The 22,614-nt window shown below is 42.3% G+C and carries 19 protein-coding genes and 1 other annotated feature; of the genes, 17 read left to right on the top strand and 2 right to left on the bottom strand.

Annotated elements, in window-relative coordinates:
* Nucleotides 1-123 precede the first annotated feature (123 nt).
* The 3 genes from lonB to yihA all read left to right on the top strand — a co-directional run bounded on the left by lonB (nucleotide 124) and on the right by yihA (nucleotide 4,865).
* Nucleotides 124-1,785: an ATP-dependent protease LonB gene (lonB, locus tag MHI41_RS12725; protein ID WP_007501566.1), complete on the top strand. Its 1,662-nt coding sequence runs from the start codon at nucleotides 124-126 to the stop codon at nucleotides 1,783-1,785.
* 171 nt (nucleotides 1,786-1,956) lie between these two features.
* On the top strand, nucleotides 1,957-4,281 hold the full coding sequence (gene lon / locus MHI41_RS12720) for an endopeptidase La (RefSeq protein WP_268448758.1): 2,325 nt from the start codon (nucleotides 1,957-1,959) through the stop codon (nucleotides 4,279-4,281).
* Complete coding sequence (yihA, locus tag MHI41_RS12715) at nucleotides 4,278-4,865, top strand: ribosome biogenesis GTP-binding protein YihA/YsxC (protein WP_007501562.1); 588 nt, start codon at nucleotides 4,278-4,280, stop codon at nucleotides 4,863-4,865. Before lon ends, yihA begins: the two co-directional genes overlap by 4 nt.
* Nucleotides 4,866-4,908: 43 nt before the next feature.
* On the opposite strand, the gene MHI41_RS12710 is transcribed toward yihA, so the two are convergent.
* Nucleotides 4,909-5,394 carry a hypothetical protein gene (locus MHI41_RS12710; protein WP_017358144.1) on the bottom strand — a complete coding sequence of 162 codons (486 nt, stop codon included), beginning with the start codon at nucleotides 5,392-5,394 and terminating at the stop codon, nucleotides 4,909-4,911.
* A 240-nt stretch (nucleotides 5,395-5,634) separates the two neighbouring features.
* Here MHI41_RS12710 and hemA point away from each other — a divergent pair, with 240 nt between their 5' ends.
* The 8 genes from hemA to ysxE all read left to right on the top strand — a co-directional run bounded on the left by hemA (nucleotide 5,635) and on the right by ysxE (nucleotide 14,335).
* Nucleotides 5,635-7,002 (top strand): glutamyl-tRNA reductase, encoded by a 1,368-nt coding sequence (gene hemA, locus MHI41_RS12705; RefSeq protein ID WP_008342832.1) that lies wholly within the window; start codon nucleotides 5,635-5,637, stop codon nucleotides 7,000-7,002.
* Between the two features lie 7 nt (nucleotides 7,003-7,009).
* Nucleotides 7,010-7,840, top strand: a complete 831-nt coding sequence (locus tag MHI41_RS12700; RefSeq protein ID WP_008342830.1) for a cytochrome c biogenesis protein — start codon at nucleotides 7,010-7,012, stop codon at nucleotides 7,838-7,840.
* 37 nt (nucleotides 7,841-7,877) lie between these two features.
* The gene (hemC, locus tag MHI41_RS12695) at nucleotides 7,878-8,813 is read left to right on the top strand and encodes a hydroxymethylbilane synthase (protein ID WP_017358143.1); all 936 of its coding nucleotides are present in this window, start codon (nucleotides 7,878-7,880) and stop codon (nucleotides 8,811-8,813) included.
* Entirely contained in the window at nucleotides 8,810-9,601 is a 792-nt protein-coding gene (locus MHI41_RS12690) for a uroporphyrinogen-III synthase (protein WP_008342826.1), read from the top strand. The genes hemC and MHI41_RS12690 overlap by 4 nt, the downstream gene beginning before the upstream one ends.
* On the top strand, nucleotides 9,598-10,569 hold the full coding sequence (gene hemB, locus MHI41_RS12685; protein ID WP_282833772.1) for a porphobilinogen synthase: 972 nt from the start codon (nucleotides 9,598-9,600) through the stop codon (nucleotides 10,567-10,569). The genes MHI41_RS12690 and hemB overlap by 4 nt, the downstream gene beginning before the upstream one ends.
* A 27-nt stretch (nucleotides 10,570-10,596) precedes the next feature.
* Complete coding sequence (gene hemL / locus MHI41_RS12680; RefSeq protein ID WP_282833773.1) at nucleotides 10,597-11,889, top strand: glutamate-1-semialdehyde 2,1-aminomutase; 1,293 nt, start codon at nucleotides 10,597-10,599, stop codon at nucleotides 11,887-11,889.
* Between the two features lie 132 nt (nucleotides 11,890-12,021).
* The gene (locus MHI41_RS12675) at nucleotides 12,022-13,266 is read left to right on the top strand and encodes a LysM peptidoglycan-binding domain-containing protein (RefSeq protein ID WP_282833774.1); all 1,245 of its coding nucleotides are present in this window, start codon (nucleotides 12,022-12,024) and stop codon (nucleotides 13,264-13,266) included.
* 37 nt (nucleotides 13,267-13,303) lie between these two features.
* Nucleotides 13,304-14,335 carry a spore coat protein YsxE gene (ysxE, locus tag MHI41_RS12670; RefSeq protein ID WP_255835821.1) on the top strand — a complete coding sequence of 344 codons (1,032 nt, stop codon included), beginning with the start codon at nucleotides 13,304-13,306 and terminating at the stop codon, nucleotides 14,333-14,335.
* A gap of 74 nt (nucleotides 14,336-14,409) precedes the next feature.
* On the opposite strand, the gene MHI41_RS12665 is transcribed toward ysxE, so the two are convergent.
* Nucleotides 14,410-14,601: a hypothetical protein gene (locus tag MHI41_RS12665; RefSeq protein WP_024718406.1), complete on the bottom strand. Its 192-nt coding sequence runs from the start codon at nucleotides 14,599-14,601 to the stop codon at nucleotides 14,410-14,412.
* A 166-nt stretch (nucleotides 14,602-14,767) separates the two neighbouring features.
* Nucleotides 14,768-14,997 (top strand) — a binding site (T-box leader).
* A gap of 60 nt (nucleotides 14,998-15,057) precedes the next feature.
* Here MHI41_RS12665 and MHI41_RS12660 point away from each other — a divergent pair.
* The 6 genes from MHI41_RS12660 to radC all read left to right on the top strand — a co-directional run bounded on the left by MHI41_RS12660 (nucleotide 15,058) and on the right by radC (nucleotide 22,593).
* Nucleotides 15,058-17,700 (top strand): valine--tRNA ligase, encoded by a 2,643-nt coding sequence (locus MHI41_RS12660; protein ID WP_342494232.1) that lies wholly within the window; start codon nucleotides 15,058-15,060, stop codon nucleotides 17,698-17,700.
* Nucleotides 17,701-17,765: 65 nt separating this feature from the next.
* The gene (locus MHI41_RS12655; protein ID WP_342494231.1) at nucleotides 17,766-19,070 is read left to right on the top strand and encodes a folylpolyglutamate synthase/dihydrofolate synthase family protein; all 1,305 of its coding nucleotides are present in this window, start codon (nucleotides 17,766-17,768) and stop codon (nucleotides 19,068-19,070) included.
* Between the two features lie 162 nt (nucleotides 19,071-19,232).
* Nucleotides 19,233-19,916, top strand: coding sequence for a prepilin peptidase (locus tag MHI41_RS12650; RefSeq protein WP_317329496.1), 684 nt, complete (start codon nucleotides 19,233-19,235; stop codon nucleotides 19,914-19,916).
* A gap of 14 nt (nucleotides 19,917-19,930) precedes the next feature.
* Nucleotides 19,931-21,124 carry an SPOR domain-containing protein gene (locus MHI41_RS12645; protein ID WP_342494230.1) on the top strand — a complete coding sequence of 398 codons (1,194 nt, stop codon included), beginning with the start codon at nucleotides 19,931-19,933 and terminating at the stop codon, nucleotides 21,122-21,124.
* A 176-nt stretch (nucleotides 21,125-21,300) separates the two neighbouring features.
* Nucleotides 21,301-21,870: a Maf family protein gene (locus tag MHI41_RS12640; RefSeq protein WP_007501543.1), complete on the top strand. Its 570-nt coding sequence runs from the start codon at nucleotides 21,301-21,303 to the stop codon at nucleotides 21,868-21,870.
* A gap of 48 nt (nucleotides 21,871-21,918) precedes the next feature.
* Nucleotides 21,919-22,593, top strand: coding sequence for a DNA repair protein RadC (gene radC / locus MHI41_RS12635; RefSeq protein WP_026050121.1), 675 nt, complete (start codon nucleotides 21,919-21,921; stop codon nucleotides 22,591-22,593).
* Nucleotides 22,594-22,614 lie beyond the last annotated feature (21 nt).

The following is a 22,614-nucleotide window of genomic DNA, read 5'->3' as shown; positions in this document are numbered from 1 at the left end:
CCTGAATCGTTTGATTCAGGAGTTTTTTATTTATCGTGGAAGTTGTGTTTATTCCGTCCAGCTCTAGGAAATACTAGCAGACAGAAACCAATACATAACGATAGATGAAGGAGGGAGCACCGATTGAGCTGGACAGGAATCGTATTATTCATACAACTGTTCTTTGGTATCGTCATCGGGTTGTACTTTTGGAACTTACTGAAAAATCAGCGCACACAAAAGGTGACGATCGACAAAGAATCAAAGAAAGAAATGGAAGCACTCAGAAAGATGCGATCCATTAAACTGAGTGAACCTTTATCAGAGAGAGTCCGGCCAAAGGGGTTTCAAGATATTGTAGGGCAGGAAGACGGTATACGTGCACTTAAAGCTGCCTTGTGTGGACCGAACCCGCAACATGTCATCGTCTACGGGCCGCCTGGTGTTGGAAAAACAGCTGCTGCTCGTCTAGTAATGGAAGAGGCGAAGCGTCACGCTGATTCACCATTTAAAAAAGATGCAGTATTTGTTGAACTTGATGCCACAACGGCAAGATTTGATGAACGAGGCATCGCAGACCCCTTGATTGGTTCCGTACATGATCCCATTTATCAAGGAGCAGGGGCCATGGGACAGGCAGGCATTCCGCAGCCGAAACAAGGAGCCGTCACACATGCTCATGGCGGCGTTCTCTTTATCGATGAAATTGGAGAACTGCATCCGATTCAAATGAACAAAATGCTCAAAGTGCTAGAAGATCGAAAAGTGTTTTTAGATAGTGCTTATTACAGTGAAGAAAATACGCAGATCCCGAATCACATCCATGATATTTTTCAAAATGGGTTGCCCGCTGATTTTCGACTGATTGGCGCCACGACAAGAACACCGGACGAAATTCCGCCGGCTATTCGATCAAGATGTTTGGAGATTTTCTTCAAGGATTTGGATCAGCATGAGCTGAAAATTGTTGCAGCTAAAGCAGTCGAGAAAATACAGAAGGAATTAAGTGACGAAGGACTGAACCTGTTAACATCTTATGTGAAAAATGGACGTGAAGCGGTCAACATGGTACAGATCGCCGCAGGTATGGCTGTCACTGAAAACCGAAAAGATATTACGATCGCCGATGTAGAATGGGTCATTCATTCAAGCCAGCTGACACCAAGATATGAACAAAAAGTACCGGAAAAGCCAAAGGTAGGAGTAGTAAATGGTCTTGCCGTGTATGGACCGAACAGCGGGGCTCTGCTTGAAATTGAAGTGAACATTTGTAAAGCGCTTGAAAAAGGCAGTATCAATATTACAGGTATTGCGGAAGAAGAAAGCATCGGCAATCAGTCTAAATCGATCAGACGGAAAAGTATGGCGAAGGGCTCAGTTGAAAATGTATTAACCGTGCTTCGAAACTTAGGCATACGAACAAATGAATATGATATCCACATTAATTTTCCGGCGGGTGCCCCGATTGATGGGCCGTCTGCTGGAATTGCGATGGCCACAGCCATTTTCTCAGCCATTCATCAAATCCCGATTGATCATTTAACGGCGATGACCGGTGAGATTGGATTACAAGGTCAGGTGAAGCCGATCGGCGGTGTCATACCAAAAATCAAGGCAGCCAAACAAGCAGGTGTCAAAACAGTGATCATCCCTTATGACAATCAGCAGTCGATCTTAAAAGAGATTGAAGGGGTTACGATTGTGCCTGTGAAGCACTTCCAAGAAGTGCTGGATCAGTGTTTGGTCAATCCGCCAGATGAGAAGAAAGATGGACTAGAAGAAGAAATGAAAAGGAAATCTGTTTAATCCCCATCTCATATGGGGATTTTTTAGTGAAATAGATCTTTTTTTCTTTTTCAAGATAAAAAGAAAGGGTATACTACGGTAAGATCATCATTTCTCAAGTCTTTTACATTGTACAAGACTGAAACAGGTATATTATAATGATTCATACTAGTGACGGAGGTGTCTATCAACATGGCAGATGAAATCAAAAAGAATGTTCCGCTCCTTCCGCTGCGAGGCTTGCTTGTTTATCCAACAATGGTCTTGCATTTGGACGTTGGGCGCGAAAAGTCTGTTCAAGCATTAGAACAGGCCATGATGAACGATCATATGATTTTTCTAGCAACACAGCGGGAAATTTCAATAGATGAACCAGGTGAAGAGGAAATTTTCAAAGTCGGCACCTACACAAAAATTAAACAAATGCTGAAGCTGCCAAATGGAACGATCCGAGTGCTCGTCGAAGGCTTAAATCGAGCGCAGATCGAATCCTACATGGAGCTAGAAGACTATACGTCAGTCGATATTAAAGAGTTGACAGAAGAAGAATTAAAGGACGCAGAAGCAGAAGCACTCATGCGCACTTTGTTAGATCACTTTGATCAGTACATAAAAATTTCAAAAAAAATCTCAGCTGAAACATATGCAACGGTGACGGATATTGAAGAACCTGGAAGAATGGCGGATATCGTCGCTTCCCACCTGCCTTTGAAATTAAAAGACAAGCAAGAAGTGCTGGAAACAGTCGATGTCAAAAAACGGTTGAACCGGGTCATCAGTCTCATTCACAATGAAAAAGAAGTGCTAGAGATTGAAAAGAAAATTGGCCAGCGTGTCAAACGTTCAATGGAGCGAACGCAAAAAGAATATTATTTGCGCGAACAAATGAAAGCTATTCAAAAAGAGCTTGGAGACAAAGAGGGGAAAACAGGCGAAGTCAGTACGCTTATGGCTAAAATTGAAGAGTCCGGCATGCCAGATTCCGTTCGTGAAACGGCTTTAAAAGAACTGAACCGTTATGAAAAAATCCCTTCAAGCTCTGCTGAGAGTTCTGTCATTCGCAATTATATTGATTGGCTGATCAATCTGCCGTGGGGCACATATACAGAAGATCGTCTAGATTTAAAGCTTGCAAGCGAAATTTTAGATGACGAGCACCACGGGCTTGAAAAAGTAAAAGAGCGGGTACTCGAATATCTTGCTGTTCAAAAACTAACAAATTCATTAAAGGGACCGATTCTTTGCTTGGCAGGACCTCCTGGGGTAGGGAAGACGTCACTTGCAAAATCCATTGCTAAATCACTCGATCGAAAGTTTATCCGTATCTCTCTTGGCGGTGTACGTGATGAATCTGAGATTCGTGGTCATCGAAGAACCTATGTAGGTGCGATGCCGGGCCGTATCATTCGCGGGATGAGCAAGGCGGGCACGATGAATCCGGTCTTTCTTTTAGATGAAATTGATAAAATGTCTTCTGACTTTAGAGGAGATCCGTCTTCTGCGATGCTTGAAGTGTTAGATCCAGAGCAAAATCATAACTTTAGCGATCATTATATTGAAGAGACATTTGATTTGTCTCAAGTGTTATTTATCGCAACTGCCAACAATTTAGCAACCATTCCAGGTCCACTTCGTGATAGAATGGAGATTATCACGATTGCAGGGTATACGGAAGTTGAAAAAGCAGAAATTGTGAAAGATCACCTTCTGCCGAAGCAGCTAAAGGAGCACGGATTAAAGAAAGGGAACTTGCAGCTTCGTGAATCAGCGATTTACGATATGATTCGCTATTACACGAGAGAAGCAGGAGTCCGCGGGTTAGAGCGTCAGCTTGCGGCGATTTGCCGAAAAGCGGCAAGAGCAATTGTGGCTGAAGACCGCAAACGCATCACAGTGACGGAAAAGAACTTATCTGAATTCCTCGGAAAAAGACTTTACCGTTATGGTCAGGCGGAAACGACCGATCAGGTCGGCGTTGTCACAGGCCTTGCATATACTACAGTTGGCGGAGACACCTTGTCCATCGAGGTCTCACTCTCGCCGGGTAAAGGCAAGCTTTTGCTAACAGGTAAGCTCGGTGATGTCATGAGAGAATCTGCGCAGGCGGCATTCAGTTATATCCGTTCAAAAGCAGATGAACTGAACATTGATCCTCAATTTAATGAAAAGCACGATATTCATATCCATGTTCCAGAGGGTGCGGTTCCAAAGGACGGGCCATCAGCTGGTATTACCATTGCGACGGCTCTTGTATCAGCACTCACAGGACGTCCTGTTTCAAAAGAGGTTGGCATGACAGGAGAAATTACGTTAAGAGGAAGAGTGCTTCCGATTGGCGGATTAAAAGAAAAAGCATTAGGCGCACATCGTGCAGGACTGAAAACGATTATTCTTCCAAAGGACAATGAGAAGGATATTGATGATATTCCTGAAAGTGTGAGAGAAGGATTAACTTTTATTCCGGTTTCACATTTAGATGAGGTGCTTGAGAAAGCGTTAGTAGGAGAGGGAAGATGAAAGTAACAAAATCAGATATCGTCATTAGTGCGGTGAAACCAGAGCAGTACCCGAGCGGGGGACTGCCTGAGATCGCACTTGCTGGACGATCAAATGTTGGAAAGTCCTCGTTCATTAACTCATTGATTAATCGGAAAAATTTAGCGCGTACGTCTTCTAAACCAGGAAAGACCCAGACGCTTAATTTTTACATTATTAATGATATGCTCCATTTTGTGGACGTCCCAGGTTATGGCTTTGCCAAAGTATCAAAAACAGAGCGCGAAGCATGGGGGAGAATGATCGAAACGTATATTACAATGCGTGAAGAGTTAAAAGCAGTCGTTCAAATTGTGGATCTGCGTCATAAGCCATCCGCAGATGATGTGAACATGTATGAATTTCTTAAATATTATGGAGTTCCTGTGATCATTATTGCGACAAAGGCCGATAAAATTCCAAAAGGCAAATGGGAAAAGCATGCGAAAGTCGTCAAACAGACACTCGACATTGACCCTTCAGATGAACTAATCCTTTTCTCTTCTGAAACAAAAAAGGGAAAAGACGAAGCCTGGAATGCGATCCTTGCGAAGATTAACAGCTAAAAAAAGGCATCTGCTATATGCAGATGCCTTTTTATTGTATAAGTTATTTCCTTTTTAAAAATAATAAGAGGAGACTGACAGCAATCAATACATATGGCCAGTACAATTCAAAACCGGAAGTAGGGATGGAAAGTGTGCTAAGTTGCTTCGTAATTTGTTGAAAGAAATAAAGGAATAGACCGAGTGCAATGAGAACAACACTTTCTATTCGATATTCCTTTTTCTGTGATGATTTCATCAAAAGTGCGAGGCCGATGATGAACACAATCATCGTAAATGTATCTGGCCAGTGTTCTAATTTCGGCTGAAGGATAAAGTGTAGCGCAAGGCCTGTCATGAGCATACCGATAAACACATGAGAGGTTTCCTGTTCCTTCTTTCCTTGATATAAGAAAGCAAGGCCAAAAAGCAGTACAAGTGTATACCATTTCTCCTGATCTTTCCAAATGTCAAATTGATCTCCTGAGAGAATGGCATATAGCGCTACAGCCAGCAAAGTGAGCGGCAGCAAAATAGATTTCTTCTTCAAAGATGTCACCTTCTTATAAGCAGATCATTTGTCCGCACGCGCCAAATCTGGTAAATTGCTTGAAGTGATGATATGGCATTCGATGTCGAACATTTTTCTACTATATCACAACATTTTTGAAATCTGTTCACAATTTTTATCCAGTTAAAAATGAATATATGTTATAATCATTATAAATAATAAATTCTATATTGTAATTATTATAAATTAGACAGGGCGTTGGGGGTGCAAGCTGAAGTTATGCATATTCTTGTTGTGGGTTTAGATTATAAAACAGCCCCTGTTGAGATACGGGAACAGCTGAGCTTTGAACCGAGCGAGCTCGGAACAGCGATGTCCAAGCTTAAAGAAGAAAAAAGCATTCTAGAGAATATCGTCATCTCAACATGTAATCGAACAGAGATCTACGCAGTTGTAGATCAGCTTCATACTGGTCGGTTTTATATAAAAAGATTTTTAGCAGATTGGTTCGGTTTAGAAAAAGAAGATGTCTCTCCATATTTGAAGTTTTATGAAAATGATGGAGCGGTTGAGCATTTATTCCGGGTTGCCTGTGGACTTGATTCTATGGTCATTGGTGAAACACAAATACTCGGTCAAGTGCGCTCAAGCTTTAAAGTTGCTCAAGAGGAGAAGACCATTGGTACCGTTTTCAATTATTTATTTAAGCAGGCGGTAACAGTTGCGAAGCGCTCTCATGCGGAAACAGATATTGCGTCTAATGCTGTATCTGTCAGCTATGCGGCAGTGGAACTTGCCAAAAAAATCTTTGGACGTCTTTCTGATAAGCATGTCCTTATTCTTGGTGCGGGTAAAATGGGCGAGCTGGCGGCTCAAAACCTTCAAGGTCAAGGGATTGGCCAGGTAACAGTCATCAATCGAACGTTCGAAAAGGCCAAAGAACTGGCAGGCCGTTTTTCAGGAGAGCCTAAGAGCTTGAATCAATTAGAAAAGACATTATCTGAAGCGGATATTTTAATTAGCTCTACTGGGGCTAAACAATTTGTGATTACAAAAGAAATGGTCGAAAAAGCGAACAAACAGAGAAAAGGCAGACCTCTATTCATGGTGGATATTGCAGTACCGCGTGATTTAGATCCAGCTATTTCTGAAGTAGAAGGTGCTTTTTTGTATGACATTGATGACCTTGAGGGTATTGTGGCAGCCAACCTGAAAGAGCGACGTGCAGTAGCTGAAGAGGTGGAGCTTCTCATCGAAGCTGAAATTGTGGAATTTAAGCAATGGCTTAATACGCTCGGAGTGGTTCCTGTGATTTCTGCTTTAAGAGAAAAAGCACTCTCAATTCAAGCGGATACGATGCAAAGCATCGAACGAAAGCTTCCAAACCTCACAAATCGTGAAATGAAGCTGTTAAATAAACATACGAAAAGCATCATCAATCAAATGCTGAAAGATCCTATCTTAAAGGCCAAAGAAATTGCCGGGGAGCCGAATGCAGAGGAAAAACTTTTACTCTTTAAAGAAATCTTTGATTTACAGGTTGAAGATGAAGAGCAAAAGGCAGAGCCGATGCAGGTGGAGCAAGGGGCATTTCAGCTGTTCAAATCAAATATGGCACAAGGCCTTGCTACAGTTGCCAGTGAGTGATTAGGCGATGATGGAATCCATTGTAGCGAGACTAGGCGAAGCGACGATCTTGATCTATGCACTCAGTGTCTTGTTCTATTTCATAGATTTTCTTCAACACAACCGGAAGGCTGGAAAAATGGCTTTCTGGTTGCTTTCTATTGTCTGGCTGCTGCAAACAGTCTACATGTTTTATATTATGATGGAAACAGACCGATTCCCTGTGTTGAATGTAGCAGAGGGGTTATATTTTTATACGTGGGTGCTTGTGACATTGTCACTCGTTTTGACAAAAGTATTACGCGTTGAATTTATTGTCTTTTTTACAAATGTAATTGGTTTTTCCATGATGGCGATTCACACCTTTACACCATCCGATCTTCATTCTGCCGAACTGACGGGAAAGCTGACGAGTGAGCTGCTCGTCATTCATATTACGATGGCCATTTTATCATATGGCGCTTTTTCACTTTCATTTGCTTTTTCACTACTCTATCTATTTCAATATCGTTTGCTGAAAAAGAAAAAATGGGGAAAATGGCTTTTGAGAATTGAAGACTTATCAAAGCTTGATCATATGGCGTATGTCTTAAATATTATTGGCGTACCGATGCTCTTGCTTAGTTTGATTCTTGGCATTATATGGGCATATATTTCGTATGATACGTTGTACTGGACAGATGCAAAGGTGCTCGGTTCGTTTATTATGCTGTTTTTATATGGCTTTTACTTATACATTAGACTGGTGAGAAATATGCAAGGCAAAATCGTGGCGCGTTGGAATGTCGCTTCATTTCTTGTGCTGATGATCAATTATTTTCTGCTTGGTAGCTTATCAACCTTTCATTGGTTTCAATAATGATGAGTCTTAAGGGCATTGTCGGGAGGAAGACGTAATGCGAACAATTAAAGTAGGTTCTAGACGAAGCAAACTTGCGATTACACAAACAAAATGGGTCATTCAAAAGTTGTCTGAACTAAACCCTTCTTATTCTTTTGAAATTAAAGAGATTGTGACAAAGGGTGATCAAATTTTAGATGTGACCTTATCAAAGGTTGGCGGAAAAGGTCTGTTTGTTAAAGAGATTGAACAGGCAATGCTGAACCATGACATCGATATGGCAGTACACAGCATGAAAGATATGCCGGCTTCTCTTCCAGAAGGTTTAGTCATCGGCTGTATTCCTGAGCGTGAAGATGTGCGGGATGCATTGATTTCAAAGGATCATCTCCGTCTTCATGAACTACCAAAGGGAGCGATTGTGGGAACGAGCAGCTTACGGCGCAGTGCTCAGCTTCTTCAGGAGAGACCAGATCTTGAGATTAAATGGATCCGTGGAAACATTGATACGAGACTCGAAAAACTGAAAAATGAAGAATATGATGCGATTATTCTAGCGGCTGCCGGATTGTCTAGAATGGGTTGGAGTCAAGAAGTCGTGTCGGAATTTTTATCTCCTGATACTTGCCTTCCTGCTGTGGGGCAGGGCGCATTGTCGATAGAATGCCGCGGAGATGACGAAGAGCTATTGCAGCTGTTATCTCAATTCACAAATGAGTATACAAAGAAAACGGTCCTTGCTGAAAGAGCCTTCCTTAAGCAAATGGATGGAAGCTGTCAAGTGCCGATCGCTGGTTACGCAACGATGAATGAGCGTGATGAAATTGAATTGACAGGTCTTGTGGCATCTGCGGATGGGCATACGATTATTCGAGAAACCGTAACAGGTACTGACCCTGAGGCAATCGGAACAGCATGTGCGAAGCAGATGGCTGATAAGGGAGCAAAGGATTTGATCGACAAGGTGAAAAAGGATCTGTCTTCCCAATGACGATAGCCAAATCGCTTTACGGACAGACGGTGCTTGTCACTCGAAATGAACGTCAAGCGGGTGCGTTTCAGCAGAAAATTGAAGCGCTGAACGGCCATGCTGTTTTAACCTCTCTTATCAGGTTTGAACCAACGCTGACAAAAGAAAAAGCGAAGGCATTTTTAGAAGATTTAGAAGCAAGCCATTGGCTTGTGTTTACAAGTGTAAATGGTGCGTCTTTTTTTCTCAGTTATATAGAGAAGCATCAATTACATCAAAGCTTATCCCACTTGAAAGTGGCGGCTGTAGGTGAAAAAACATCTGCCTATCTGATGCAGCACGGCTTAAAAGTGGATGTGGTTCCAGAGCGATTTATAGCAGAAGAACTGGCAGACGCTTTAATTGAACATGTACACCCAGAAGAATGTGTCTTTGTAGCAAAAGGCCACCTGTCACGAGATGTGGTGAAGAATACCCTCGTTCCGCTTGGTATTGACGTAAAAGAGTGGATTATATATGAAACAGTGAAGGATGAGGACGGAATTATCGCACTCAAGTCGGCAATGATGGAGCAATCATTTGATTTTATTACATTTACAAGCTCCTCCACTGTTCATTCTTTTATGCACGCCATGGAGGCTGATATCGATAGATTAGCTGCATCAGACACATGTTTTGTGAGCATCGGTCCTCTTACACAAGAGGCACTGCTTCAATACGGGATTTCTTCTGAAACCCCAGATACTTATACGATAGACGGGATGCTTGATTTGATGTGCCGTTTATCTGAAAGGAAGTTGAACCAATGATGAAATTTAACAGACACCGCAGATTGCGTACAAGCGCAGGAATGAGAGAATTGGTGAGAGAAACATTTTTAAGATCCTCTGATTTCATTTATCCCATCTTTTTTGTAGAGGGAGAGAATGTCCGGAAAGAAGTCCCTTCAATGCCGGGTGTCTATCACATTTCAGTTGATCTTGTGAAAGAAGAAGTCCAAGAGCTTGTTGACCTTGGGATTAAATCTATCATTGTTTTTGGGGTACCAGACCATAAAGACCATGTAGGCAGTGAAGCTTATCACGATCATGGGATCGTTCAAAAAGCAACGCTTGAAATCAAAAAGCATTTCCCAGAGCTTGTGGTCATTGCTGATACTTGCTTATGCCAATATACAGATCACGGACATTGCGGAATCGTTGAAGATGGAGAAATTTTAAATGATGAATCTCTTCAGCTCTTAGCGAAAACCGCTGTCAGTCAGGCTCGTGCAGGTGCAGATATCATTGCTCCATCAAATATGATGGATGGCTTTGTGCTTGCAATTCGTGAGGCGCTTGATGAGGCCGGCTTTGTTCATGTGCCTGTGATGTCATATGCTGTGAAATATGCAAGTGCTTTTTACGGTCCGTTTCGTGATGCGGCGCATAGCACACCGCAGTTTGGAGATCGTAAAACGTATCAAATGGACCCTGCAAACCGCTTAGAAGCACTGAGAGAAGCGCAGTCTGATGTAGAAGAAGGCGCTGACTTCCTGATTGTGAAGCCGTCACTTTCATACTTAGATATCATGCGTGATGTGAAAAATGAATTTACACTTCCTGTTGTTGCTTACAATGTGAGCGGAGAGTATGCAATGGTCAAAGCAGCAGCTCAAAATGGGTGGATTTCTGAAAAAGAGCTTGTTCTTGAAATGCTGACTAGCATGAAACGTGCAGGCGCAGAATTAATCATTACGTATCATGCAAAAGATGCAGCAAAATGGCTCTCAGAATAAAGAACGGATAGACAGGAGGACGTTGAAATGGGACGTAGCTATGAAAAGTCAAAGCAAGCATTTAAAGAAGCGCAGCAGTTAATGCCGGGTGGTGTGAACAGCCCTGTGCGCGCATTTAAATCAGTAAATACAGACCCGATTTTTATGGAACGAGGCAAAGGCGCAAAAATATACGATATTGACGGAAATGAATATATTGATTACGTCTTATCATGGGGACCGCTTATTTTAGGGCATACAAATGACCGTGTGGTTGAAAGTATTCAGCGAGTAGCTGAACATGGTACAAGCTTCGGTGCTTCTACTTTAGTTGAAAATGAATTAGCTAAGCTTGTATCAGAACGAGTTCCTTCTATTGAGGTCATTCGTATGGTCAGCTCTGGAACAGAGGCGACGATGAGTGCGCTTCGTCTAGCACGTGGTTTTACAGGCAGAAACAAAATTGTGAAATTTGAAGGCTGTTATCATGGCCACGGTGATTCTTTGCTTATTAAAGCTGGTTCGGGTGTGGCAACGCTTGGACTTCCGGATAGCCCTGGTGTCCCTGAAGGTACAGCAAGCAATACGATCACTGTTCCATACAATGATTTAGAGAGCATCAAAGTCGCTTTTGAAGAATTTGGAGACGACATTGCAGGTGTCATTGTAGAACCAGTTGCAGGAAATATGGGTGTTGTCCCTCCGCAGGAAGGTTTCTTGCAAGGATTGAGAGACATCACTGAGCAATATGGCTCTTTACTCATTTTTGATGAGGTCATGACAGGCTTCCGTGTGGATTATCATTGTGCACAAGGCTATTTTGGCATTACGCCTGATCTGACATGTCTTGGTAAAGTCATCGGAGGCGGTCTGCCAGTTGGTGCCTATGGCGGTAGAGCGGACATTATGAGACAAATTGCGCCAAGCGGCCCGATTTATCAAGCAGGAACGTTATCCGGTAACCCGCTTGCGATGACAGCAGGTCTTGAAACATTAAAACAGCTGACACCTGAGTCTTATGAAGAGTTTAGACGCAAAGGAGATCGTTTGGAAGAAGGCATTTCAAAAGCGGCGAAAGCACATGGGATTCCACTAACATTTAACCGTGCAGGTTCCATGATTGGATTCTTCTTTACAAACGAACAAGTCGTCAATTACGATACAGCGAAAACAGCTGACCTCGCTCTATTCGCTGAATTCTACAAGGAAATGGCTAATCACGGCATCTTCCTTCCACCTTCACAATTCGAAGGGCTGTTCCTATCAACTGCTCATACGGATGAAGACATCGAGTATACGATTGAGACAGTTGAAAAGGTATTTCAAAAATTAGCTCAGTAACCAAAAGCCGATATGGAGACATATCGGCTTTTTGCTTTGCATAAAACCAATCATATTTTCACCGCCTCTTTCATACACCTGTATTGACATCTAATTTTATTTTGAAGGATTAGATGAAAGGAGGACACCGACTTGTCTCAAAACAATCGATTACAGTTTTCGGTAGAAGAGTCCATTTATTTCAAAAACGGACAGGAAGTCAGTGAGCTGCTGTCAATTTCTCTCGATCCTGACATTCTCGTTCAAGAAGTGAATGATTATGTTTCCATTAGAGGTTCACTCGAGCTAACAGGAGAATACAACATAAATCAAGAGGAGCTAATGGGTGAATTCAGTTCCTATGCATCATACAGGCAGGCTGATGAGGTGAAGGTAAGAGAGGACGGAACGGCTGAGCTGCTGCATCAATTTCCGGTGGATATCACGATCCCCAAGAACAAAATTAGTCATTTAAATGATGTATTTGTGTTTATTGATGCATTTGATTACCAGCTGACAGAAAGCCGTTTGCTCACGATTCAGGCTGATTTGGCCATTGAAGGTCTGTTAGATGAAGGAACGCCTGAATCGCTTGTAGAAGAGCCATATGGATTTGTCCATCGTGCTGAAGAGGAATATGGCGATGTCACTTATGAATATCAGGCGCAGTCTGAATATGAAGAGCAAGAAATGCTGCCACGTGAAGAGCATGAAGAAAATGCAGAACAGCAGGCCGTTATGCAACATGAAGCGCGAACTGAACAAGAAGAGGATGAAATAGACATCGAGACGGTGATGGTGGAAGAAGCAGAAGAAGAGGAGGAATATGAGGAAGAAGAAGCCGTGGCGCTTGGGTATCGTTCCTTCCCAGAAGCTCAAGTACAAGAGCCGCCATTCTTTGACCCGCCTAAGCTGTTAGAAGAAGAGGAGCGGGATGATACGTTCTTTGAGGTGGAAGTGAGGAAAGACCCTGAAGCAGAGAGCAAGGAAGAAGAAGAGCCGCCAGCTTATCCAGCCTTTGAATCACCTGCTTATCAGATGGAACAGACGCAGGAAGAGCGGGATGACAGCTATCAGTTCGAACGATTATATGAACGTGAAGCACCAAAGGTGTATGAATCAGCTCAAGAAGCTGAGGAGTTTGAACATGACCAGAGAGAAGCGTCTGGCAGTGAGAATTCTCTTTATTTAACGAAGCTGTTCGCTAAGCAGGAGGAGGAAGATTTTTCTCGCATGAAAATATGTATAGTTCAGCAAGAAGATACGGTCGATCGTATTTGTGAGCGATATCAGTTGAATGTGCAGCAGCTCCTTCGAACGAATTCATTGTCGGTGGATGCAGAGCTTGAAGAAGGGCAGATTCTTTATATTCCTGAATATCAAAAAAGCAATGCATAGTATGAGATGATGGACCGAGAAAATGTGGTGAGAGAACGTGGATGAAATCCAATCTGTCCTATACGAATATGGGCTTGAGGCTGAATATATCGAACCTGTCAGTCCAGCTGTCGTTAGAGTGTATACAAAGCAGGGCGTATTTGCACTAAAGCGAGTAAAACCCCATCGACAAATGCAATTTACAGAGCAAATGCTTGAACTAGAATCAAAAGGCTATCGCTCCTTTGTGCCGATTTATCGCACGAAGAGCGGTTCCTTTTTCTCAAATCAACGAGAAAGCCAGTACACGTATTACCTTATGCCATGGCTGACGAATGAAAAGAGAGAAGAGCAGGACGATAAACATGAATATTTATTTCAAGAGATTGCAAGACTTCATAAACGAACAGAAGTCATGATGGACATTACTGAGCAGGAAATAGAAGCTCACTACACCCAAATGAAAAGCAAATGGGAAACAGAGAAAGACATGTATGAACGATTTATCGAGCGGGCAGAACAAACATGGTATATGTCGCCATTTGAGCTGGCTGCTGCTATGTATTTTTCAGAAGCGATGTCTGCAAGTGAATTTGCACTTGAACGTTTAGAGGATTGGCATGAGGAAATGAAAGACCAAGAGACGACACGTATTGTGTTAAACCATGGACAATTGTCGATCCATCACTTTTTGTACAATGATGTAGGTACAGGACATTTCACCAATTTTGAGCGGTCCAAAAAGGCTGCCCCCATTTATGACCTTTTGACCTTTTACTATCGTACATTCAAAACCTACCCTACTCCTTGTCCTGAATGCACATCTTTGTTTTATACGTATCAAAAGGGAAATAAACTTCGTGAGGAAGAGATTCATTTGTTCTTGAGCTACCTCGCTTATCCGCAGGGTTTGTTTGATACGGTGAAAGCCTATGAAGCAGGCGGACAGGATGAGATGGAAAGTTGTCAGGAGCTGTTAAGGGCGTATTGGCAAATGAAAAATTCTGAGCCGATCGTCATGAAAATACACGAAATTGAGCAAGCTAGACGCCTTGAAGAAGAACAAAATGCCTCGTCATCAGAAGAGTGACGAGGTTGTTTGCTGTCAAATGTCTAATATGGGGTAATCGTTACATAAGAGTGAGCCTGCAGCTTTCAGCTCTCTTAAAACCAATCAAGATGAAAGGCACAGGCGAGAAATATGAGAATTCCTAAGATGAGGACGTCAAATGTTGTGGGAAAAATGATCGTGCGAAAGCCTTGAAATATGGCAATCGGGAGAACGACTTGGGAGGCAACTGCCCGAATTTGTCTAAGCCATGGGGGGAGTGTGTAAGGATTGATCTTTTTCAAAATAAAACGCCCTCCTTCTTTATTTTGTTATTATCATATGGGCAATAAAGCAAAGGGTGCCTGCCCAATTTGTATAAAGAAGAAGAAAAGCGGAAAAGATGATTGACGAAAACAAAAGGCATTTAGTAATATTAATAAAAGATGAGTATAAGCTGATGAACGTGATATATCGTAAGCGTGGATCAGGAAGAGTACGAGCAAGACCCTAAAGAGAGGGAAACCAATAGCTGAAAGGTTTTCTAGGATGCACTTGTTTGGAAGGTCGCCTGTGAGCTTAATTTCTTGAAACATGTAGTAGAGAAATTCGGGAGATCCCCGTTATCCTTTAGAGAGTACGGGACACGTCTAAGTGTTTCGTGAAAAAAGGTGGTACCGCGAAAAAGCTTTTTCGTCCTTTTATAAGGATGAGAAGGCTTTTTTTTATGTTTCATCAGCCGAAAAAATGTGGAGGTAACACAAATGGAAACAAATAATCAAGAAATGCCAACAAAGTACGATCCAAATGCGATTGAAAAAGACCGCTATACGTACTGGCTTGAAGGGAAATTCTTCGAAGCACAAAATGACAAAACGAAAGATCCATATACAGTCGTCATTCCTCCACCAAACGTGACAGGAAAATTACACTTAGGGCATGCTTGGGATTCAACCCTTCAAGACATCGTGACTCGTATGAAACGGATGCAGGGCTATGATGTTTTATGGCTGCCAGGAATGGACCATGCGGGTATTGCAACACAAGCAAAGGTAGAGGCAAAGCTTCGCGAAGAAGGCGTGAGCCGCTATGATCTCGGACGTGAAAAATTTGTAGAAGAAACGTGGAAGTGGAAAGAAGAATATGCCGATTTTATTCGCAGCCAGTGGGCGAAAATGGGTCTAGGTCTAGACTATTCGCGTGAGCGTTTCACATTAGATGAAGGCTTGAATAAAGCGGTCCGCCAAGTGTTTGTTCAATTGTATGAAAAAGGATTGATCTATCGCGGAGAATACATCATTAACTGGGACCCAGCAACAAAAACGGCCCTTTCTGATATTGAAGTCATCTACAAGGATGTGCAAGGAGCGTTTTATCACTTGAGATATCCGCTTGCAGATGGATCCGGTTCGATTGAAATTGCGACAACAAGACCTGAAACGATGCTGGGAGATACGGCAGTCGCTGTACATCCTGAAGATGAACGCTATCAGCATTTGATTGGGAAAACAGTTGTTTTACCAATTACAGGCCGAGAGATTCCAATCGTCGGGGATGACTATGTCGATATGGAATTTGGATCAGGAGCTGTAAAAATAACGCCGGCTCATGACCCGAATGACTTCGAGCTTGGAAACCGTCATAACCTAGAGCGCATTCTTGTGATGAATGAAGATGGCACAATGAATGGAAACGCACTTCAATACAAAGGAATGGACCGCTTCGAATGTCGTAAACAGCTTGTGAAAGATCTTCAAGAAGAAGGCATTTTGTTCAAAATTGAGGACCACATGCATTCAGTTGGTCACAGTGAGCGCAGTGGCGCTGTAGTGGAGCCATATTTATCAACACAATGGTTTGTGAAAATGCAGCCGCTCGCAGATGAAGCCATCAATCTGCAAAAAGGTGATGAGCAAGTTCAATTTGTTCCAGACCGATTTGAAAAGACGTATTTACACTGGATGGAAAATATCCGTGACTGGTGTATTTCTCGTCAGCTATGGTGGGGACACCGCATCCCGGCTTGGTATCATAAAGAAACGAAGGAAGTATACGTGGGACTTGATGCGCCAGAAGATATAGAGAACTGGGAACAGGATAACGATGTACTTGATACATGGTTTAGTTCAGCGCTTTGGCCTTTCTCTACAATGGGCTGGCCGGATGCAGACAGTGAAGACTTCAAGCGCTACTACCCAACCAATCTGCTTGTAACAGGCTATGACATCATCTTCTTCTGGGTATCCCGTATGATCTTCCAAGGTCTTGAATTCACAGGAGAAAAACCATTTAAAGATGTCCTCATTCACGGTCTTATTCGCGATGAACAAGGGCGTAAAATGAGTAAGTCACTTGGCAACGGAATTGATCCAATGGAGGTCATCGACAAGTACGGAGCGGATTCATTGAGATATTTCTTAGCGACTGGAAGCTCTCCAGGTCAAGATTTACGTTTTAGCTTTGAAAAGGTTGAATCCACTTGGAACTTTGCGAACAAAATTTGGAACGCATCCCGTTTTGCTCTCATGAATATGGATGGTTTAACGTACGATGAGCTTGATTTGACAGGAGAAAAATCAGTTGCTGATCAATGGATTTTAACACGCTTAAATGAAACAATTGAAAGTGTCACACAGCTTGCTGATAAGTATGAATTCGGAGAAGTGGGCAGACACTTATACAACTTCATTTGGGATGATTTCTGTGATTGGTATATTGAGATGGCGAAGCTTCCGCTTTACGGAGAAGACGAAGCAGCGAAGAAAACGACTCGTTCGATTCTGGCATATGTTTTAGATCAAACGATGAGACTTCTTCATCCATTTATGCCGTTCTTAACAGAAGAAATTTGGCAGCATCTGCCGCACGAAGGTGAGTCTATTACGGTTGCGAAATGGCCTGAAGTGAAGCCGGAGCTTTCAAATGAACAGGCTTCTGCTGACATGAAGCTGCTTGTTGAACTGATTCGTTCTGTTCGTAACATTCGCAGTGAAGTCAACACACCAATGAGCAAACAAGTGGAGCTATATATCAAAGCATCCACTTCTGATGTAAAGGAACGTTTAGAGAAGAACCGTTCATATATTGAACGCTTTACGAATCCAAGTGTGCTTGAAATTGGCACGGATGTTCCTGCTAGTGATAAAGCGATGACAGCAGTTATTTCTGGAGCAGAGCTCATTCTTCCGCTTGAAGGTTTAATCAATTTAGACGAAGAAATTGCCCGTCTTCAAAAAGAGCTTGATAAGCTGACAAAAGAAGTTGAGCGCGTACAGAAAAAACTTGGGAATGAAGGCTTTATGAAAAAAGCGCCTGAAAGCGTCGTAGAAGAAGAGCGTGCGAAAGAACGTGATTATGTCGCAAAACGCGAAGCTGTTCAAAAGCGTATTGAAGAGCTGAAAGCATAATGTTGAAAAGACGGCTCCTAACGGAATGGAGTCGTCTTTTTTGAAAATTTCGTATGAAATGAGAGATGACATTGTTTACAACCTATCATGAAGCCATTGAATGGATTCATAGCAGACTCGCTTTCGGTGTCAAACCGGGACTTGAACGAATGAAATGGCTGATGGACAGACTAGACCATCCTGAACAAAAAATAAAAGCGGTGCATGTGGCTGGAACAAATGGAAAAGGATCAACGATTGCATTTACTCGGTCCATTTTACAGTCAGCGGGCTATTCAGTTGGAACCTTCACCTCTCCATTTATTTTAACGTTCAATGAACGAATTAGTGTAAATGGGGAGCCGATTTTGGACGAAGAGTGGCTGAGTTTGGTGAACGACATCAAGCCTTTAGTTGATGAATTAGATGATACAGAGCTTGGTGCAGCAACAGAGTTTGAGATCATTACAGCCTGTGCGTTTGCTTATTTTGCCCATGTGCACCAAGTAGACTTTGTCCTCTTGGAAACAGGGCTTGGCGGAAGACTTGATTCTACAAATGTGGCAGCGCCCATCTTAACAGCAATTACGTCGATTGGTCACGATCATATGGCCATTTTAGGCGACACACTTGATCAGATTGCAGCAGAAAAAGCTGGCATTATTAAAGCTGGGATTCCGATGATCACGGCCGTTCATCAAGCGGAAGCTCTTACTGTGATTCAACACAAAGCAGAAGAAAAGAATGCGCCGTTTATCTCGTTACATGATACTTGTACCTTTAAGGACCAGCAGCCGACTGAAACAGGTGAACGCTTCACATTCACTACCCCAAAAAGGGAGTACTCGCAGCTAGAGACAGGGTTAATCGGAACACATCAAAGGCAGAACGCCTCCCTTGCCGTTCTACTGATCGAATGGCTGGAGCAAGAAGGATATATCCATGTGCTAAATGAGCAAGTGTATGAAGGAATTCGGCAAGCGGTGTGGGCTGGAAGATTTGAAAAGATCCAAGATGAGCCTCTTGTTTATTTAGATGGTGCTCATAACGAAGAAGGAATGGACCGTTTAATCGAAACTGTACAAGCTCATTTTTCCAGTAAACAGGTTCATGTATGTTTTAGTGCGTTAAAAGATAAACCGTACAAGCAAATGATCGAAAAGCTTGAAAGGATTAGTTCATCGATTCATTTTGTTTCCTTTGACTTTCCAAGAGCTGAATCAGCGGAAAAGCTTTATGCTTGCAGCCATTTAAAAGCAAAATCGTTTGATGAAGACCCTCGTACAGTACTTGAGTTCATTCAGAAAAAAAGCGCTGACCCTGCAGCAATGATTCTGGTGACAGGTTCGCTTTATTTTATCTCAGATGTACGAAGTCGTATTTTACAGTAAGGAAAAGACGCAAATTGCTTCTATGCAGTGTGCGTCTTTTTTTTTGATATGTAGGAGAGGGGGAAATTCACTTTTTCGCAAGGTGATCAAAGGTGAATCGCTATGGTACAATCCGGTCTATTCTATTTCCGGAAGGAGTGACTTGATTTGATTGATTTTTTTATGTTTTGTTCAGGCATGGTCATGGGGTCATTTTTTCATCTAGTTGGTGAGAGGCTTCCAATGAAGCGGTCTATTCTTTTTCCTCGTTCACACTGCGGAGCTTGTAAAGAGCCGCTTTCTTTTCACGACATGCTCCCGCTTGTTTCTTATGTTGTATTGAAAGGGTCATGTAAGCATTGTGGAACCCGGCTCTCTTTGCTTTATCCACTGGTTGAGCTGTTGACAGGCGGCCTTTTTTTACTCGTTTATAGACATGCTGGTTTCTCTTTTGAGGGCCTTTTTCTTGTGAGTCTATGTAGTTTATTCGTGATTGCTGTCGTGAGCGATCTTTTTTATATGAGAGTACCCAACGAGCTCTTTCTCTTCTTTTTTCCTCTTTTCGTCATATACCGCACGCAAGAACCGCTTTTTATTTGGTGGGAAGGAGTGGCATCTCTTCTTATTTGTCTTCTTTTGTTTTATAGTTTAGAACAATTCAAGCCAAATAGTATGGGGGGAGCGGATGTCAAACTATTTGGTGTGCTTGCATTTTGCTTCGGATTTAAGCCATTTCTGATCATTCTTTTTCTTTCGTCTGTCACGGGAATGGTTTACGCAAAGGTGTTTTCTTACAAGGCAAATGAACCCTTTCCTTTTGTTCCTGCCATCGCTTGTTCTTTCTGGCTTTATCTTTTTTTGTGGTGATTTGTTAAGCCCAATTGGTCATTTTTTTGGATGAGAAAATTGGCGAACACTTTTTGAACCTGCCGACAAAAGTCTTGTTCTTTTTTTTATTGGCTATGTTAAAGTGTGAAACAGAAAGAAGGACGGGTTACATTCGCGCTATTTCATTGGACAGAAAGGTCTTTCTTACAAACAATGTCAGAAAGCGGGGAATGACAGTGAAAAAAAGGCAGGCAAAAAAACAAGGGTTAAAGGTCAATATTAATGGCAAGGAAGAAATGCTGCATGAAGAAGATCATCAACCTCAAAAACAGCAAGAGGATCAAGTGACGTTTTCGAATTGGGAGGAAAAGAGGCAGTCGGAACAGGAGACAGCCGCTTCCGAGGAAGAACCGTCCAAACCGAAAGAAGAAGATTTTCAATGGGACGATGCAGCTGATCACATTTACCATTCGGATCCAAAGGTCGTCACACCTTATCAAAAGAAAAAAGGTTCTTTTGACCAGAAGTTCAGTAAAAACCGCGGTCCCTTCATACGAGTGATGACAACGATTGTGTTTGCAGTCGTTCTAGGGACAGGCCTCGGTGTATTTGCATTAAGTTTAAGTAAAGATGGGTCTGCCAATCCATCAGGAGGCGATCATATCAGCGTCTCAGCATCTGGAAGCGGGCCTTCGGCGAAAGCTGGGGGAGATGCACCACCGGCTGATCTTGCAGATACGTCAAAGGACAATGAAGGTGAAAAAAGTGCATCAGGTCATTTTTCAACCTTTGTGGTGCAGGCTGGAAAGTTTTCTTCTGAAAAAGGAGCAGATGACTTAGTGGACAGTTTAAAAGAGGCAGGATATGCAGGTAAAAAGGTATCAATGGATGATGGATATTATGTGATTGCCGGACTTGCCACAGAACAAGGCATGACAAGTGCCGTTGGGAAAAAATTGATCGATCAGCACTTTGAAGCATGGGGAGGAAAAGAGCTCTCGTTTCAAGTGCCGGATGAGCTGACAGGTTTAATAGAGAAGGCATCTGTCTTATCCTCTAAGATGATTGCAGGAGATGATGTGGATCAAAAAGAAGTCACTCAGCTGATTTCTGAACTCGAAAATGCCAAAACAACCGATGCACCAGCTAAAAGCAGTTTACTGAAAGCTGTTCAGCTTTTAAATGACCCATCTGCTGAAAATGGCTGGAAATCTCAGCAAGCGCTATTAGATCAACTAAATACGTAAAATCATGTTTTTAACAGCCAAACTAGTCAAAAAATGACTAGTTTTTTTCTTTTGCTTCCAACATAATGATGTAGGAACATGAAAATGGCATTTTCGTCAATTGTCGGTAAGATATTCATTTGATAGGATAATGGGTATCTTACCTCTTAGGCTAAACCCTGAAAGGATGAACAAACATGAACCAGTTAATACTCGCATCTCAATCACCTAGAAGAAAAGAATTGCTTGATTTAGCAGGGTTTTCTTATGACATTCAAGCAAGTGATTTAAAAGAAGAAATAAATCGAAACCTTTCTCCTGCTGAGAACGTCCAATGGTTGGCAGAACAAAAAGCAAATGATATTCAAAAAATACATCCCAAAGCTGTGATCATTGGTGCAGATACAATTGTTGCAATTGATGGCAAATGTCTTGGAAAGCCAAAAGACAAGGAAGATGCAGCCTCAATGCTTCAATTATTGTCAGGTAAGACACATCAAGTCTTGACTGGTGTCACGATTCAATCAGAGAATAGAAAAGAAACATTTTATGAACAGACAGACGTGACATTTTGGCCGCTTACACAAGATGAAATAGACCGCTATATTGAAACCGGTGAGCCTCTTGATAAAGCTGGAAGCTACGGCATTCAAGGAAAAGGTGCCCTGTTTGTACAAAAAATAGACGGTGATTATTTTTCCGTTGTAGGACTCCCTATTGCTAAAACAGTCAGAGTGCTTGAAACATTTGGTATCACCCCTTTTTGATGACGGGAAGGAATCAAAAAAGGAGTGTAGATCTTGAATCATTTCCCTATGCTGCTGAAGCATTTTCCTCATGATGAAAAGCCGCGCGAACGATTTGTCAAATATGGCCCAAGCAGCTTATCAAACCATGAACTTGTCGCGATTCTTTTGAGAACAGGCACAAAAAAGGAATCAGTTCTTCAAGTGTCCGCAAGACTTTTACAAACATTTGGTGGTCTTCGTTCTGTGAAGGAAGCTTCGATTGAAGAATTGTCAAAGATTCGAGGAGTTGGAAAAGCGAAGGCGATCTCTCTTTTAGCTGCTTTAGAACTCGGCACTAGATTACACCATCAAACGACGGACAATCGTTATGTGATCCGCACGCCGGAGGATGGTGCGAATTTTGTGATGGAAGATATGAGATTTTTGACGCAGGAGAATTTCGTTTGTCTTTATCTCAATACCAAAAATCAAGTTCTTCATAAACATACTGTGTTTATCGGAAGTCTAAATTCGTCGATTGTTCACCCGCGCGAAATTTTTAAAGAGGCCTTTAAACGTTCGGCCGCTTCATTTATATGTGTGCACAACCATCCATCTGGAGATCCGACGCCCAGCAGGGAAGATATTGAAGTCACACAGCGACTTTTTGAATGTGGGAAGCTGATTGGAATACAGCTGCTTGATCATCTAGTGATCGGTGATCAAAAATTTGTGAGTTTGAAGGAAAAAGGGTATTTGTAACACTTTTTTTTTCAATGTTTT

The sequence above is a fragment of the Bacillus sp. FSL M7-0307 genome, from assembly GCF_038627835.1.
Classification (GTDB): Bacteria; Bacillota; Bacilli; order Bacillales; family Bacillaceae; genus Bacillus; species Bacillus altitudinis.
The sequence above is the reverse complement of the archived record's forward strand: the minus strand, read 5'-3'. Positions and strand labels throughout refer to the sequence as shown.